At 40.0% G+C, this 15,031-nt stretch carries 11 protein-coding genes; 6 read left to right on the top strand and 5 right to left on the bottom strand.

Annotated features, from left to right (window positions below; all coding sequences use genetic code 11):
* The first annotated feature begins 2 nt into the window (after window positions 1-2).
* The 3 genes from T7867_RS05725 to T7867_RS05715 all read left to right on the top strand — a co-directional run bounded on the left by T7867_RS05725 (window position 3) and on the right by T7867_RS05715 (window position 1,964).
* Window positions 3-674 carry a Crp/Fnr family transcriptional regulator gene (locus T7867_RS05725; protein ID WP_185101188.1) on the top strand — a complete coding sequence of 224 codons (672 nt, stop codon included), beginning with the start codon at window positions 3-5 and terminating at the stop codon, window positions 672-674.
* A gap of 79 nt (window positions 675-753) precedes the next feature.
* Entirely contained in the window at window positions 754-1,431 is a 678-nt protein-coding gene (locus T7867_RS05720; RefSeq protein ID WP_068216697.1) for a head GIN domain-containing protein, read from the top strand.
* A gap of 65 nt (window positions 1,432-1,496) precedes the next feature.
* Window positions 1,497-1,964 (top strand): hypothetical protein, encoded by a 468-nt coding sequence (locus T7867_RS05715; protein WP_068216695.1) that lies wholly within the window; start codon window positions 1,497-1,499, stop codon window positions 1,962-1,964.
* A gap of 237 nt (window positions 1,965-2,201) precedes the next feature.
* Here T7867_RS05715 and T7867_RS05710 read toward each other — a convergent pair whose 3' ends face one another.
* Window positions 2,202-3,701 (bottom strand): RagB/SusD family nutrient uptake outer membrane protein, encoded by a 1,500-nt coding sequence (locus T7867_RS05710; protein ID WP_068216693.1) that lies wholly within the window; start codon window positions 3,699-3,701, stop codon window positions 2,202-2,204.
* Between the two features lie 10 nt (window positions 3,702-3,711).
* The gene (locus T7867_RS05705) at window positions 3,712-6,873 is read right to left on the bottom strand and encodes a SusC/RagA family TonB-linked outer membrane protein (RefSeq protein ID WP_157717514.1); all 3,162 of its coding nucleotides are present in this window, start codon (window positions 6,871-6,873) and stop codon (window positions 3,712-3,714) included.
* Between the two features lie 227 nt (window positions 6,874-7,100).
* On the opposite strand from T7867_RS05705, the gene T7867_RS05700 reads away from it, so the two are divergent.
* Both T7867_RS05700 and T7867_RS05695 read left to right on the top strand, forming a co-directional pair.
* Window positions 7,101-7,838 (top strand): lysophospholipid acyltransferase family protein, encoded by a 738-nt coding sequence (locus T7867_RS05700; protein WP_288340218.1) that lies wholly within the window; start codon window positions 7,101-7,103, stop codon window positions 7,836-7,838.
* Between the two features lie 90 nt (window positions 7,839-7,928).
* The gene (locus tag T7867_RS05695) at window positions 7,929-9,041 is read left to right on the top strand and encodes a hypothetical protein (RefSeq protein ID WP_322299945.1); all 1,113 of its coding nucleotides are present in this window, start codon (window positions 7,929-7,931) and stop codon (window positions 9,039-9,041) included.
* A 55-nt stretch (window positions 9,042-9,096) separates the two neighbouring features.
* Here T7867_RS05695 and T7867_RS05690 read toward each other — a convergent pair whose 3' ends face one another.
* Window positions 9,097-10,524, bottom strand: coding sequence for a restriction endonuclease subunit S (locus tag T7867_RS05690; RefSeq protein ID WP_068216684.1), 1,428 nt, complete (start codon window positions 10,522-10,524; stop codon window positions 9,097-9,099).
* Window positions 10,525-10,553: 29 nt separating this feature from the next.
* Complete coding sequence (locus T7867_RS05685) at window positions 10,554-12,722, bottom strand: N-6 DNA methylase (RefSeq protein WP_322299944.1); 2,169 nt, start codon at window positions 12,720-12,722, stop codon at window positions 10,554-10,556.
* A gap of 150 nt (window positions 12,723-12,872) precedes the next feature.
* On the opposite strand from T7867_RS05685, the gene T7867_RS05680 reads away from it, so the two are divergent.
* Window positions 12,873-13,616 (top strand): tryptophan-rich sensory protein, encoded by a 744-nt coding sequence (locus tag T7867_RS05680; RefSeq protein WP_322299943.1) that lies wholly within the window; start codon window positions 12,873-12,875, stop codon window positions 13,614-13,616.
* Here the strand turns inward: T7867_RS05680 and T7867_RS05675 are convergent.
* On the bottom strand, window positions 13,613-14,989 hold the full coding sequence (locus T7867_RS05675; RefSeq protein ID WP_322299942.1) for a pyridoxal-phosphate dependent enzyme: 1,377 nt from the start codon (window positions 14,987-14,989) through the stop codon (window positions 13,613-13,615). The two genes, T7867_RS05680 and T7867_RS05675, sit on opposite strands and share 4 nt — an antisense overlap.
* Window positions 14,990-15,031 lie beyond the last annotated feature (42 nt).

Here is a 15,031-nt window from a genome sequence, read left to right as displayed (position 1 = left end):
AAATGAAATATTGGTATCTGAAAAACTTCGATTTGTTTTCAGACCTCAGCAAAGATCAAATCAATGACCTTTCGAGTATTGCCCGTTTTGTGCGAATGAAAAAAGGTCAGGCCATTTACTTTAACAATGAGCCAAGTAAGAAGCTATATTTCCTCATTAACGGAAAGGTAAAAATTAGTGAGATTGATGGTTTCGGAAACGAACTGATCAAAAGTATTGTGCTTGGAGGAGACCATTTCGGTGAAATTTCTAATGCTGCTTATAAACAAACTCAAGAGTTTGCAGAGATACTTTCCAGCGAAGTAATTGTTTGCATCTTCAATCAAGACGAGTTTGAAGTTCTAATGCAGAAACACCCTGTTTTGGCACTTTCGTTTGCCAGAAGAATGGCCGAAAAACTGAGAGGGCTAGAGACCAGATACACCAACTTGGTTTTTAAAGACGTAAAGGCCAGACTTAAATCTTTCATTTTCGATTGGGCCAATAAAGAGGGCAAGCAAGACGAAGCCGGTCTTGTAATTAAGAACTATCTAACCCACGGAGAGATTGCCAACATCATTAGTTCTTCACGGCAAACGGTTACCACACTTATTAATGAATTGAAGGAGGAAGGTGTAATTGTGTATTCGCGCAAAATCATCACCATTCCAAATATTCATGCTTTTGCAGCCTAAGTTTTAGATTTCTTTGGTGTTGATGCAACCTGTAGAAGTGAACCCATGTCTCTCTTCTAGGTCATAAAAACTCAATACCATGAAATACTTATTCACTTTTTTCTGCTTAGTAGCAGCATTATCACTTTCGGCACAAGACACAGAGACTAGAAGCTTAAGGAGTTTCGATGAAATTTCTGTGGCACAAGGCATAGATCTTATTGCTGAAAAAGGCTCTGAAAACTCTATTAGTCTGGAAGTATCACGCATCGATTTAGAAGATGTAATTACTGAGGTGAGAGGAGATAAATTGTACGTAAAACTCTCTAGGGGCAACCACAGAAGTAATAGAGTAAGAGCAAAACTAACCTACACCGATGAAATAGAAGAAATTCACGTTTCTACCGGTGCCGAAGCAGATTTTAGGTCTGAAATTAAAGTGACAGACCTGAAGGTAACTACTTCAACTTCCGGAACGGTGTATCTTAAAACTGAGGCTAAGTCAGTTGATTTAGGAGCTACCACTTCAGGGAGAATTAAAATTCAAGGAACCACTGAAGAAGTCGATGTTTCTGCCTCTACTGGAGGAAGCATTGATGCCATGGACTTAACAGCTAACGATGCTTACGCAAGGGCCAATACCGGTGCAGATATTAGGTTGAATGCTGAAGAGAGATTGAGAGCTAGCGCGGGTACTGGCGGTTCGGTACGCTACAGTGGCAAACCAAGAACGGATGTTAGAACCAACACAGGAGGAAGCGTTAGACGCGGAGGATAATTAGCAATTATGAAGCAGCCATACTGAAAATAGATTAGTATTTTCAGTTTTTAAACGCTTCAGATATGAATAGAAAAGTACTATTTGGAGCCCTTATCGGGCTCTTTTTATTGGCTCCCTCTCTTCAAGCTCAAGACGATATTGCCGAAATAAAGAAAACCATCACCACCATGTTCGATGGTATGAGAGCCGGAGATTCCTCTATGGTTCATTCGGTAATGAAAGACGATGTGATCTTTCAGCGAGTCACTCAAAACAGAGAAGGCAAAGCCGTTGTACAAACCAGCAGCTTCCAAAACTTCCTTAACGCAGTTGGCACTCCTCATGACAAGGTTTGGGACGAGCAAATTGAATTCGGAACAATATCTATAGATGGAGATTTGGCTTCTGCTTGGACTCCCTTCAAATTCTACTTGGGCGGAGTGTTTTCGCACTGCGGTGTCAATTCCTTCAAGCTTTACCGTACAGAAAATGGCTGGAAGATATTCCATTTGGTAGACACCAGCCGGAAAGATAATTGCGCCATGAACTAAAATGAAAAACCCCGACTCGAGGTCAGGGTTTTGCAAGCAAAGAGTTAGGTTTCATCCATTTTTTAAAGACACTGAGTTGGATGATTGCTCAGCACCTTGTTTCATTAAATTCAGGGTCAAAGCTAATGAGGCATTCGACTTAAAAAAACTATTTTTAAAGAATCTTGGATTATAAGGAAAAGAAAAGAGCCGCTTAAAAACGGCTCTTTTCATTTGTTAATATTGAACAGAACAAAATCAAGGATTCTGAACTAGCTCTTTATTTACGTTCATAGCGCTGATTGGCAATAAGAACTGCCATTCTGGAGAACCAGCCGGAACCTCTGTAATTCTTGCCTGAGTTAAGCTAAAGCTTCCTCTCTGAGGTCTGAATAATGGTAGGTCTAAACGCTTTAGATCTAAAAAGTTGAAACCTTCTCCCCACAACTCAATTCTTCTTTGTACCAAAATTTCATTGAGAAGTGCTGCACCAGAATTTAAGCTTATTAAGGCATTCGGATCTCTTTGAGAAACTAAGCTGAATAATGCTGTTCTAGCTGCTAAATCGTTGCCCAGGTGAGCATTTGCTTCTGCTTCTATTAAGATCATTTCATCTGCTCTCATCAGTACAACGTCACCATCGCCAATAGTTCCAGAAGGAAGTGCCTCGAACTTCACGTTCATGTACGGATATTTGGCAAAGTTGCTTGGAATATCTATTGCAGCCATCTCTGCAGGAGTAACTGCCCAAAGACCTTTTCTAACGTCAGTGTCAGCAATAAGATCATACAAATCTGCATTGATACACTTAGGGTCGTTTCTGATGTGAGACGAGCTGTAGTTATAAGACATATAGGCAAAGAATGACGCAAAATACTCACCTTGATCTGGAATAACATGGCTGGCCCAAATCCAAGAAGGAGTATCTTGGCTATTGAATCCGTTGGTCATTTGTGCGCTGGTTGTAGCGCTAAAGCCTTGTCTGGCAGCTTGAGCATAGGTAATGGCATTGGCCCACTCTCCCTTAGTAAGTGCAACTCTTGCTAATACACCATTTACTACATTGGCACTAATCTGCGATTTATCGCTAGCATAAGTTTGTCCAGAAGCAGTAATGTTTTGCAAAGAAGAAGTAAGGTCTGTCTGAATTTGAGCATAAACCTCTTCTACTGTAGATCTAGCTTTAGAAGTACCAATACTATTAAGGTCGTCTAGGTTAATTACCACACCTAGCTGGGTGTTGTTTTGGCCTGGCACATACCTTTTTCCATAAAGTTGAACAAGGTTGAAGTGACCAAATGCTCTATAGAATAAAGCTTGTCCTTTTATGTTCTGCTTTTCAGATTCATCACCTTCAATAGCATCAATAGAATTGATGATGTTGTTGGCGTTTACAATCATGGTATAGTAATAGTCATAAGTATGACGAACCAAAGAGCCAGAGTTGTTTCTGTGGTCAATCCACTGATACGCACTAATGAACCAACCACTACCTCTTTGCGGGTTTACTACATCGCTACCAAGAAAGTCGTAATTGATCATGAAGTTGCCATAGCCAGCCCTTTCACCTTGAGAAGCGCCAGGCATGCTATACATATGTCTGTGCATTCCCTCTAGAGCTGCTCTTTGGTTTTCTATGGTGCCCAATACCTGATCGGCTGCTTGCTGATCAGTAGGGAAGGTGTCTAAATAATCTTCGGCACAAGCACTTACCAGTACTATTGCCAAGAGCATTATAATTCTTGAAATGTATTTCATTGTCTTAGTTTTAGAAGTTTAGGTTAACACCCAAAGTCATGATTCTAGATGGAGGGTAAAGCCCAACATCTTGTGTACCGTTGAATGTTTCTAGCGGGTTCATACCTTTTCTAGCGCTAACGAAGAATAGGTTTTCGGCCGATACGTACATTCTTAGGTTTGAAATACCAAGTGATTGAAGAGATGCCTTATCGAAAGTATAACCAAGGTTAATGTTTCTCAGGTTAAGGAAAGAAGCATCAGTTAACCATCTGTCTGATGTGGCAACAATGTTTACATCATTGTTTACAGATACTTTAGGTACATCAGTGATATCGCCTGGTTGTTTCCATCTGTTGGCAATGTCTATATGAACTGCTGCACCGTCATCTGTACTCATTAAGCTCTGATAGTTGGTATCATATATTTTGCCACCAATGCTATAGGCAAAGAGAACAGATAAATCGAAGCCTTTGAATGAGAAGTTGTTAGTGAATGCACCATACAAGTCAGGAATTGAAGATCCGTTATAGGCAAAAAGCGCATTGTTTTGCTTATTGGTAAGCTGAACACCATCGATAGTAGTAAAAAGGTTGGCTGGTGTTTCTTCAGAAGCTGGGTCATACACATAAAGCGGCTCTCCAGTTGCAGGGTCTACACCCCACCAATCTCTCAGCCAGAAGTCATAGATAGATCTGCCTTCAAGCAATTTTTTCGAACCGCTAATAATACCGTTTTCTCTAGAGTCTTCCGGAAGCTTAGTGATCTCATTGGAGAACATAGTACCGTTTAAGCCAAAGTTCCACTCAAAGCCATTGGTGTTAGATCTTACAATGTCTACGTTCACATCGAACTCAAGACCTTTGTTTACCATTTTACCAATGTTTCTGTTTTGAGAAGTGTAACCAGACTCACGAGCAATTGGCACTGAGAACAATAGGTTGTCTGAGTAACGGTTAAAGTACTCAACAGTACCTCTTACTCTATCCAATACTTCAAAGTCTACAGCAAAGTCTACAGAAGTGTTTTTCTCCCATAATAAATCGCCATTACCCACATTGTAGCTAAAGAAACCAGCATTGTTTGCGTTGTTTCTACCAGCAGAATAGAGTGTTTGAGAAGGATAGTATCCACCAACGTTGTCATTACCTGTTTGGCCATAAGAAGCTCTAACTTTTAATTCGTTAAGCCAACCGAAGCTGTTTAGGAAGTCTTCTTCAGAAACTCTCCAGCTACCACCAACAGACCAGAAGTTACCCCATCTTACATCTCTAGCAAACCTTGAAGTACCATCTCTTCTGAAAGAAACAGAAGCATAGTATTTTTCATTATGAGCGTAGTTTATTCTAGAGAAGAAACCCTCAGTTCTGTATTTATCAATTTGAGAGCTTACAGAAGCAATGGTGGTATAGTTATCTAGTACAGGGTTGTCTAGAACAATGTACCCAGTTTTAGCTGCACTAAAATCGTTTATCTTTTCTCCGTAATTCTCATGTCCCACAAGAATGTCGAAAGAGTTAGCTGCACCAATATCAAACGAGTAGTTGATTAGCTGGTTGAAGTTGGTAGTAATATCGAAGTTGGCACTTTTTGTTGCTCTACCTTCAGGAATATAGTCTCCAACATATGGGTTGCCATAGAACTGACCGTTAAATGTACCAATATCAACACTACCACTAATTTTAATACTTAAGTTTTCAATTGGAGTAAAATCTGCGAAACCAACAGTTCTGAAGAACAAGCTCTCATTGTAGTTGCTGTTTAGCAACATTTCTTCAGGAGCATGACGACCCGAAGTGTTGTTTGGTCTTCTTGGAATGCCAAAGCGAGCATCACCTCTGTCAAAGGCTCTTGAGCCTGTTAATGGGTCAATTATGTATTCTCCGTTGGAATCTATAGCATAAACAGGGAAGATAGGGCCCATTCTTCTTGCATTATAGAAAGCGTTAGCGAAGCCAGACCCGCCACTGGTAACGGTGTTCTGAAGTCTTACGTCTCCAGAGTTGTTCATGCCAATTTTCAACCAATCTAGCACTTTAACATCAATATTGGTTCTTAGGGTATATCTCTCAAAGTCTGAGTTTTTGAATACACCTTTCTCGTCTAGGTAGCCTATTGATGCGTAGTAGTTTACTTTTTCTGTGGCACCTTGAGCGCTGAAGTTATACTCTTGTCTGTAGCCTAGCCTTTCAATTGGGCTGAACCAATCCAGGTCATCTTCAGAATATCTGATAGAAGCATTAGGGTTAATAGAACCATCTGTTCCAATAATTGCATTGTCTGCAACATTGGTAGCGTTGTAGAACAAGAAAGGAATTAGGCCATTAGTAGACTCTGTTGCTGCTTGTTCAGGAGTACGGCCTTGAACTATTAGGTCGTTTCTTCTTGCCTCCCAATAAGTTTGGTAGTAATCTAGAGGTGCTTGTCTATCATATTCTTGAATTCCTCTGGCTGTAATTCCCTGCTTAGTTGAGAAAGAGAATTTTGGAGGAGCACCTTTTTTACCTTGTTTGGTGGTGATGATTACCACACCGTTTGCTGCTCTTGCACCATAAAGTGAAGTTGAAGCAGCATCTTTCAAAGTAGAGATAGACTCAATATCGTCTGGGCTTATCCTGTTGATGTTTCCGCTGAAAGGCACACCATCTACTACAAAGAGAGGGTTGTTGCTACCATTTATTGAACCGATACCTCTGAGCCTAATAGCTGGGTTATCTCCAGGCTGACCTGTTGAGGTGGTTACCTGAATACCCGGAGCAGAACCACCAAGAGCAGAAATAGGGCTAGTTACTGGCCTTTCTTTAATCTTTTCTTCAGTGAGTTGTGACACAGAGCCGGTAATGCTTTTGGTGTCTTGTGTACCATAAGCCACAACAACTACCTCTCCAGCATCTACAACATCTGGTACCATAGAGATATTTATTGTGGTTCGGTTGTTCACCGTTTCTTCAATGGTCCTGTATCCTAAGAATCGGAAAACAAGCACATCGGTGTTAGAGCTAACGCTGACCGTATAACGGCCTTCTTCAGTGGAGATCATACCATTAGTAGTGCCCTTAACAGAAACACTTACACCTGGCAATGCTGCACCGAACTCATCAAGAACAGTACCTGAGATGGTACGGTCTTGCCCCATCAAACTACCGCCTAGCAGTAGCAAAATGAAAGAAGCTAAAAGCTTAGTTTTAAGCATTACAGTTAGTTTAATATTGCCTTTAGACAACCAACTCAAATCACATATACAAGAATGTACACATATGGCTATTAGGTGTTACAGATGGTAAAAAGTGTTGTATGATTGGAAGAATTATTTGAAGTGATAGAAGAAGTTTAGAGGGCGAGACTTTATCTGCTGCTTGGCAAAATTCACTTCGTGCTTATTGTTAAATTCTGACTATTTTAGCGATACATTCACTATGTATGATTAAGAGAATCATTCAGTACATTTACACAGGCTGGTGCGCCATTGCTTTCGTAGTTCCTATGCTGGTTTTTGCCTTGCCAATGGTTATTCCCATTGTCATTTCGCGGAAGCTAGACAACATCACCTACTTCTTTATTCGTGTGTGGGTTTACATTTTCAGCCTACTTACTGGTATTTGGTTTATCGGTCACAATAAAAAAGTGGTAGACAGAAAGAAGTCATACATTTTTGTAATTAATCATACCTCTTTTTTAGATGCGCCTGCCATTCCCATTGCTATCCCTAGTAGTCTAGTAGCCTTGGGTAAAAAAGAGCTTTCAAAAATCCCAGTGTTTGGATGGATAACAGGCAGATTTGCCGTTTGGGTAGATAGGTCAGATACCGAAAGTAGAAAAGAAGGGAGCAAAAGATTGAAGGAGTTGCTTTCTGGTGGAACATCCGTTTTGGTAGCTCCAGAAGGAACTAGAAATAACACAGATGATCCTTTACTTCCTTTTCGCTACGGCCCATTTAGATTGGCCATAGAATCACAGATTCCAATTATTCCGGTAATCATTCATGATGCGGGTAAACTGATGAAAAGAGGAAGCCTTTTGCTAAACCCGGGAGTGGTTCATTGTTACTGTTTGCCAGAAATTTCTGTTGAAGGACTAACAGACAGTGACTTAGACCAGCTAACTCAGAGCACATACGAGCTCATGAAAAATAAAATCATTGAGCTAGACAAAGGCTAAGTAGTTTTGGCACTATTTTCGTCAAGTCAATCCCAAAACCAAACATTAGAGCTTATGAACACTTTTTACAAACAACTATTATTTGGGTTCATGGCGTTGATATTAGTAGGCTGCGCCACAGGGAAAAACGCCTTCGATAAGGGCGATTATGAAACCGCTTTAGATAGGGCTGTCAACAGACTTCAGTCTAACCCATCTAACAAAAAGGCGCAAGACGTTCTAATTGACGGTTATCGAGTAGCTTCTCAATATCATCTGAAGAGAATTCAGCAAATGAACAGAAGCTCAGACTCCTTTAAGTATGAGTCTATCTACAATGAATATGCTGCTTTGAACAGGTATTACAGAGATATTCAAAGGTGCCCTGCCTGTTTAGACTTAGTAAATCCAAAGGAGTATCTGCAAGAACAAGAAGCTGCGGCTCAAAATGCTGCAGAGGTTCAAGTTTCTCTAGGAGAAAGTGCTTTAAGTACCAATACTATTGAAGGCGGAAGACAGGCTTTTGGTCACTTCCAATCTGCTTTGCGCTACAGTAACAATCTGCCAGGAATAGACAGTCTATTAACTGACGCAAGAAATATGGGAACTGTGCGAGTTTTGGTTGAGCCAATACCGGTTCACTCAAGAAGCTTAGAGCTTACCAATGAGTACTTTGCCAATAGAATGTTTGAGTTCTTAGATGGCTTTAGCAGAGATAGATTCGTTCAGTTTTACTCTCAGGGCGATATGGAAGCTTATGACATAAGTCCAGACCATATTTTGAGCATGGAATTCGATGACTTTGTTTTGGGGCAAACCAGAATAGAATCGAAGACTAAGGAGATAAAACGAGACAGCGTAGTGGTAGGTCAGTTCAAAGATAAGGAAGGCGTATCGCACGATGTATATGGAACGGTTAAGGCCGACTTCACTACTTATAGAAAGACCTTAGCCTCTACGGGCATGCTAAACTTTGAGATCAGAGATGCCTATAGCAACCAAGTACTGGCTCAAAGAAAGCTGGGAGGCGAGGACATCTGGCAGTATGAGTGGGCATCGTTCAATGGCGATGAGCGTGCTCTCACTAAAGATGAAATAAGAATGTCTAAGCAGAAGGAGATTCCACCTCCAAGTCCGCAAGAGTTGTTTGCAGCGTTCATAGATCGGGTTTACGATCAGGCATTCACACAAGTTAGAACACTCTACAGAGATACAAGATTTTAGTTTAAGGCTCCTTCGGGAGCCTTTTTAGCTACAACCGTGAAATACCTTTTCTCATTTAAGAGACTCTCCCTCTGTCTTTTGTTTGTTCCTTTATCCAACGCATAGCTCTTTCCTCATCTTGTTCTATCGCCATTTCTACGGCTTGTTTCGCTATTTCTAGTAAATGCTCGCTTTGTTTTTTACGGTTGAAGCTTTCCTCTACCAAATCTGCTATTTGTTGTTGTTTGTCTTGGTCGATAATTGGGATAACCAAAGTTTTGATGGAGGTTTGAGTTATTAAGGGTTGTACAGACCCTCCAGCTAGTTTTTCAAGTAATAACTGGTAAGGTTGTGATGAAAAAAGGATAGAATAAACATATGGATTGAGATCATCAACCAACTTAAAACAAAGTATATTATCTGAATACACTGAATTGACTAAAGACTCATTAATAACCCCAAATAGACCGATAGTTCCAACCCTTGATGTCAACACTTCATTGAGATTCGCACTACATTGAAATTTTGTCGAGTCTACTGAATAGTTCTCGTCTGGAATTATTTCTCCTTTCGAAATATTAGTGTTTCTGAGATAATATGATGAACCCTTTGATTTAGAAATGTATGAATCAGAATATTCTCCGGTTTTGATGTAATCAATTTGATTACCTAATGTTGAGTATCCGTTTTTATACGAAATAATCTGATTTTCAACATCATCATACTTCACCTGATAATACTCTGCATCCAAACGCCCAGAGCTATCAAAGGACTCTGAAAAGTTTTTGACGTTTACAGGTTCTTGACTGGGTTGGAAATCGGCTAGGTTGAGTTCTTGGAGTAGGAGTTGTTCGGCTTGGGTGTAGGCCGATTTTGAATCAATCAAAAGCTCAAATGCCTTATCAAAGCATTCTTTTAAGTTCTCTTGAAAAGGTTTAGAGAGAAGAGGTATTTCAATTTCTTTTACCTCTTCAGGGTTTACATTTGTTTGATTAATGGATTGTCTAGCTCTCCTCTTAATGTCCCAAACTCCTTGTTTACTATTTAAAAAAGCAGAAAGATATTCTGGAAAGATCAAATCTTCATTCGGTATAAACCTTACAAGATATGATGCAAACACAAAGTCTCGATTGTCCAGCTTTTTATATAAACCTGTCCGCCCAACCCATTCAAATGAATTAGTCCTATTAAAAACTACATCCCGATCATTTAAAGTGAATGTTTTGAGCTCATTTTTTGAAATATCAGCGAATTTTGACACTTCCATATCACAGAGCATGTTATGGATTTCATTCATTCTGTAAATTGGATACCCCACTCCATCTTCATTCATGGCAATGGAAACACCATATTGAGCTTTTTTTATTATGTTACCGATCTTTTCATATTTGAGTTTTGAATTTTTAGCAGGCTCTTTTGTATAAAATTGACTATCAATTCTAAAGTCTTTGTTTAAATATGTTGAGCTAAAATCTTTTTCTTTTATCTCTAGCCCTTCTAACAAATCCCTGTATCGGGACTCATTAAAAGGGCTTAGGGCTTTCCCACAAACGAGAGTTTCTCTTTTTTAGCAAATTCCAGAAATGCTTCTGCTATGCCGTCTTTGGTGAGTCCGTCATGGTTAAAGAGGTCGTGTTTTACCACAAGGTGTCCGTGTGAGTCAAGTAGGTATTCTTCAAGGTTCGAAGGAGTAGAGTCGTAATTGTCTATGGGTTCTGCCACTTGTTCTGAGCCCTCCAAAAGTTCAGAACTTTTGGAGGGTTGTGCGTTTGGAAAATCTTTTTTTCGCACAAAAATCTTTTCACCACTGTTGTCTTTGCTTGGCTCTTGCATGGTAGCGAAGAAAATCGGGTAATCTTCTACTTTAGGGCAAAGTTCATCATCCCATTTTTGTACAAAAAGCACTGATGTTTTAGTACCTGTATGGGGTTTAAAAACATTGCCATGTAAACCTACCACAGCCAATATTCGGCATCGTTCGGCTATGTAGTCTCTAATGGCTTTGTCGGAGCTGTTATTGAATCGTCCCTGAGGTAGTACCACCGCCATACGGCCTCCAGGTTTTAAGAAATCCAGGTTGCGCTCAATAAAGAGAATGTCTCGCCCTACTTTGGTTTGGTACTTGCCGTTGGGCTTTTTACCTAAATCGTATTTCGCAAGAATTCTACTTTCCTTGATGTCGCCTGCAAATGGAGGGTTTGCCATCAGCACATCAAATTGAAAATCACGACATTCGTAAATCTCTTTTTCCTTTACATAAATTTTACCGTTTCGTTCCTCTTCAATTGTTACTGTTTTCGGTTTCGGATTAGCTAGGTGCTTACGCAAATTCTTCCAACCGTTACCGTAGACATCATACCAATCCTTGTCATTGTAGTTGTTGTCCCATCGGTCATAGTCCAAGGTATTCATATGGAGCACGTTAGTTTGTCCGTCACCAGCAATCAAGTTGAGCGTTCTGGCTACACGTACCGCCTTTTCGTCAAAGTCTATAGCAAAAACTTTGTTTTGTACATAGTCTGTCTGCTCTGGTAGTTTCTCTTCTGCAGTAAATAAATGGCTCTTAGATAAGCCTTTCGCCTTCAGCTGTTTTTCCCAAACATGAAAGATAGAGTGTACCGGAAAACCACAGCTACCAGCGGCTGTGTCAATAACTGTTTCATCAGCTTTAGGATCCATCATTTTTACACACATGTCAATCACAAAACGAGGCGTAAAATACTGTCCCTTTTCACCTTTACTATCCTTGTTGATGAGGTATTCAAAGGCTTCGTCTACTACGTCTAGATTAGAATTAAAAAGCTTAATTTTTTCCAATGATGAAACACAAATAGCTAAGTGAGATGGTGTGAGCGTTATTTTTGAGCTTTCTGTAAACACCCCTTCCCATTTCTCTTTGGCTTTTTCAAAAAGCGCTTGCATCTTTTGCTTTAGCTCTGTTTCGGTTTCGCCATAGTTTCTGAATTCAAGGTATCTGGATTTGTTACGAGTGCTTTCAAGTTCGTCATAGAGTTTAGTGAAGATGAGCTGAAAAATCTCTTCGAAGACATCGACTCCTGCATTGGCAAGAACCTCATCTTCCATCTCCTTTACTTGGTCTTTAAGTGATTTACGCTCTTTAGAAAGTTTATCATTCTCAATTAAATCGTCAATCGTCCAACGTTCCGTTAAGATGTCAGTTAGCTTTTCAGTAGCTTTTGGAATATCCGGAATATCCTTGAAGTAATTTGGGTCTCTTCGGTTGTAATAAGAAATGGACTCTCCATTACTCCATATTCCAATTGGAGCACCAGTAGCGTTACAATAAGACTTCAATTGCTCTTTACCGTCTTTCAACTTTGGCTTCTTCAGCTCTACCATTATAAAGACAGCTCTAGCATCTTGCTTATCGAAAACAACTATGTCTGCGCGTTTCTTTTCTCTACCAAAGCTTACAGCATATTCAATTTCCATTCGCTCATAGGAATAACCATACTCTTCATGCAGCACCATGAGATAGAGTTGCCTTACTGCTTCTTCTGGCTTAAGCTGAACTTCCTTTCTTCTTACTAGGCAAGTGATAAAGGGAACAAGTTTGCCTCTAGTCTCTCTTAAAGTGATGGACTCTTCAAGTTTCGAAATCTGTGAATCTGAGAATTGAGTGAGTTTGTAATTTGAGTCCTTTAAAATTTGAGCTAATGTTGGTTGCTTGGCTATTTCCATCGTAGAACTTTTCTAAAGTCACAAGTTAATGCTAGCGGTATGAATTTTCATACTTATTTATGAAAAGGGCTCAAGCATTGGTGATTACATGATCTATCTTGAACAAGTAGATAAATAATTGGTTTCTTAACAGTACTTTAACTGTTAATAATGAAAAGTAGATTTTGGCCTGTTTTGAACTTATTGGTTGTTTTCGCCACCATTTTTCTTTCCTACTACTCCAATACGGGAGCCATAAACGGAAATACAATGGGGAGCTTGAGCAATGAGTATGATAACTATTTTACCCCAGCGGGTTATGCCTTTTCTATTTGGGGACTCATTTACATAGGCCTAATCGGAAATGCCATTTACCTGCTCAGAAACACAGATAAGCCAACCACAAAAACTCAGGCCACAGGACTTACTGTTGCAAACCTTGCTAATTGTACTTGGGTGTTTTTATGGCTTTATGAATACACAGCTTTAAGCACTCTTGCTATGTCTGTAATTCTTATTGCTCTAATATCATTGACTGTTCAATTGCGAATCGGATTTCAAAAGCAATCGCTGTGGGTTTGGTGGTCAATCTCCATTTATGCTGGCTGGATTACAGTGGCCATTGCTGCCAATATTACGGCCTACCTCTCAAAGATTGGTTGGAATGAAATACTTTCTGAACCTAACTGGGCATTGACGTTGATAGTCATTACTACGCTCATTTTCACTTTTCTGATTTTAAAGCGAAGACTAGCCTATGCTGGCTACGTAGGTGTTTGGGCATTGGTGGCCATAGCCATGAAGCAATGGGGAGAACAAACAACAATACAATGGTTGGCCATTGCCTGTGCTGTACTGTTGTTTGTTCAGTCAGTCTATAAAGACTATGAATATAGAACTAAGGTACTGGCTTAGTTATTCGTCATTGCATTTAGCAGATCGTGACGCGTAAGAATATGCACTTCGTTTTGCTCATCACGAACCAATACTGCAGGATTGTCTTTAGTGATCACAGAAGAAAGAACATCTAACGTATTATCTGGTGAAACAAACTGGAATGACGGATCCATCACCTCAGAAACTGGCTTAGTTTTCAGGTCCGCATCTTCAATCATTTGAGCCAAAAGCTTGGAGTCAATAAGACTACCAACAAACTCTTTTCCGTTGGTTACCGGAAGCTGAGAAATAGAGTTGCTAGTCATAAGTTTAATAGCCTCGCCAACAGTAGCGGTTTGCTCAATGGTAGTAAGTTTACCATTTCCGTTCTGATGCTGAATTACATCTGCTGCAGAATCGAAGCTTCTGTTTTCAACAAAACCACGAGCTTTCATCCAATCGTCATTGTAGATTTTGCCTAAGTAACGAGTTCCGTGGTCAGGTAAGATAATTACCATTACATCATCCTCTTTCAGGTTCTCTTTGGCGTATTCTAAAGCACCTGCAACGGCAGAACCACAAGACCATCCGCAGAACATTCCCTCTTCACGCGCCAATCTTCTTGTCATAATAGCACCGTCTTTATCGGTTACTTTCACAAAGTGATCAATCATGTCGAAGTCTACGTTTTTTGGTAGAATGTCTTCACCAATGCCTTCGGTTAAGTAAGGATAGATCTCCTTTTCATCGAAAATACCAGTCTCTTTGTACTTCTTGAAAACTGATCCGTAAGTATCAATTCCTACAGAAACAATATCTGCATTTTGCTCTTTTAGGTATTTGGCTGTTCCACACATAGAACCACCTGTTCCAACACCGGCAGCCCAGTGTGTAATTTTGCCTTCTGTATCTCTCCAAATTTCAGGGCCAGTAGTTTCGTAGTGTGCCTGAGCATTTGAAGTATTGTCGTACTGGTTCGGGTAGAACGAGTTGGGAATATCTTGATTCAGCTTTTTAGCTACTGAGTAGTAAGAGCGCGGATCGTCTGGCTCAACATTAGTCGGGCAAACAATTACTTCTGCACCTACCGCCTTTAGAATATCAATCTTCTCTTGCGATTGTTTATCGGCTAAAGTGAATATGCACTTGTATCCTTTTGAAATTGCAGCTAGTGCAAGGCCCATTCCTGTGTTTCCAGAAGTACCTTCAATAATGGTTCCGCCTGGCTTAAGGAGCCCAGCCGCCTCAGCGTCTTCAACCATTTTTAACGCCATTCTGTCTTTCATGGAGTTACCTGGGTTAAAGTATTCTACCTTAACCAAAATAGTACCCGGAATGCCTTTATTTACAGAATTGAGCTTAACCAAAGGAGTATCGCCAATGGTTTCAATGATTGAATTATAGTATTTCATTTTTCCTTTTCTATTATAATTGGTGCAAAGCTAACTTTTCTT

The organism is Roseivirga spongicola, assembly GCF_034376045.1.
In the GTDB taxonomy this organism is placed as follows: Bacteria; Bacteroidota; Bacteroidia; order Cytophagales; family Cyclobacteriaceae; genus Roseivirga; species Roseivirga spongicola.
The sequence above is the reverse complement of the archived record's forward strand: the minus strand, read 5'-3'. Positions and strand labels throughout refer to the sequence as shown.

Coding starts and splice junctions, on each gene's coding strand:
- T7867_RS05725 (WP_185101188.1), top strand. CDS start 3: ATGAAATATTGGTATCTGAAAAACTTCGATTTGTTTTCAGACCTCAGC.
- T7867_RS05720 (WP_068216697.1), top strand. CDS start 754: ATGAAATACTTATTCACTTTTTTCTGCTTAGTAGCAGCATTATCACTT.
- T7867_RS05715 (WP_068216695.1), top strand. CDS start 1,497: ATGAATAGAAAAGTACTATTTGGAGCCCTTATCGGGCTCTTTTTATTG.
- T7867_RS05710 (WP_068216693.1), bottom strand. CDS start 3,701: ATGAAATACATTTCAAGAATTATAATGCTCTTGGCAATAGTACTGGTA.
- T7867_RS05705 (WP_157717514.1), bottom strand. CDS start 6,873: ATGCTTAAAACTAAGCTTTTAGCTTCTTTCATTTTGCTACTGCTAGGC.
- T7867_RS05700 (WP_288340218.1), top strand. CDS start 7,101: ATGATTAAGAGAATCATTCAGTACATTTACACAGGCTGGTGCGCCATT.
- T7867_RS05695 (WP_322299945.1), top strand. CDS start 7,929: ATGGCGTTGATATTAGTAGGCTGCGCCACAGGGAAAAACGCCTTCGAT.
- T7867_RS05685 (WP_322299944.1), bottom strand. CDS start 12,722: ATGGAAATAGCCAAGCAACCAACATTAGCTCAAATTTTAAAGGACTCA.
- T7867_RS05680 (WP_322299943.1), top strand. CDS start 12,873: ATGAAAAGTAGATTTTGGCCTGTTTTGAACTTATTGGTTGTTTTCGCC.
- T7867_RS05675 (WP_322299942.1), bottom strand. CDS start 14,989: ATGAAATACTATAATTCAATCATTGAAACCATTGGCGATACTCCTTTG.